This window comes from Lactobacillus equicursoris DSM 19284 = JCM 14600 = CIP 110162 (assembly GCF_001434815.1).
Classification (GTDB): Bacteria; Bacillota; Bacilli; order Lactobacillales; family Lactobacillaceae; genus Lactobacillus; species Lactobacillus equicursoris.
Window position 1 is genome coordinate 1 of sequence record NZ_AZDU01000112.1, and the last position, 1,097, is coordinate 1,097.

A 1,097-nucleotide genomic window follows, 5' to 3' on the forward strand; every position below is an offset into this window, starting at 1 on the left:
TTAATGGTGAAGACTACACTAAGCGCATCTCCAAGTCAGCTGAAGCTTACTACCCAACTTCAACTCAAAAGAGTGAAGCTGTGAAGTACTTGAACAAGGGTCTTAAGGAACTCGGCGTAAGCAAGTTCAGCTTTAAGATCTTGTCAGACGACACTGACTCCGGTAAGAAGACTACTGAATTCCTGCAATCAAACTTTGAAGATACTTTCGGCGGCAAGGTTAGCGTAAGCGTACAAAACCTGCCATTCAAGACTCGTTTGTCACGGTCAACTGCTGGTAACTTCGACATCGTTGTTTCCGGTTGGTCAGCTGACTTTGCCGACCCAATTTCCTTCCTTGACCTGNAGTTGCTGATTCTAAGACGACTGCTTCAACTTCCAAGCGTTGGGACGACCTGACTAAGGCCGAAGAAATTCTCTTGAACAACGTTGGTGTAGCACCACTTTACTACAACACTAACGCAGCCTTGATCCGCCCAACTGTGAAGGACGTATACCAAAACCGTGGTACTTGGAACTTCAAGGACGCCTACATCCAGTAATTTGAACATTAGAAAAAGAAGCACTTCGGTGCTTCTTTTTTTCTTTGGTCATTATTTGTTCGCAATCTTTTTACTGTTAGTAAACGGTTAGACGCTAACTTTTGTCTAACTATTTACTTTTACTCTGATTTACCCGAAAAAAGTCCGTGATATTCTCATTTAGAATGAGTTTTATTAAAAAACATTTCATCTTTTTCTCTTACTTCCTTGAAATTGGTCTAAATGAGAACTATAATGAAAAAGACATTAAGGATCGACGTGACTTCCGAGTTTTCAAGGCCCGCCAGCCCGTCTGATTGCTAAACTAGGATGTATCAAAGGAGAAAAAAGATGAAGTTATCTAAAACTTTGAGCGTTGGTGCGACCGTTTTGGCATCAGCAGCCCTTTTAGCCGCATGTGGTTCTAATAATTCCTCATCATCAAGTGCTAAGAAAACCTTAACGTGGATGGACTCAGCCGAAATTCCAACTATGGACATGTCAAAGGCGACTGACGTAACCTCATTCAACCAACTGTCCAACACTATGGAAGGTCTTTACCGTTTAGGCAAGGGCT

At 42.2% G+C, this 1,097-nt stretch carries 1 protein-coding gene and 2 pseudogenes; all 3 read left to right on the forward strand.

The window, feature by feature from the left end:
• Positions 1-344, forward strand: a 344-nt coding sequence (locus tag FC20_RS10960; protein WP_236697672.1) for an ABC transporter substrate-binding protein, incomplete at both ends; no start/stop codon positions are given.
• Position 345: 1 nt separating this feature from the next.
• A pseudogene (locus tag FC20_RS10965) lies at positions 346-541 on the forward strand (peptide ABC transporter substrate-binding protein); the annotation flags it as partial.
• Positions 542-871: 330 nt separating this feature from the next.
• Positions 872-1,097, forward strand: a pseudogene (locus FC20_RS09545) (peptide ABC transporter substrate-binding protein); the annotation flags it as partial.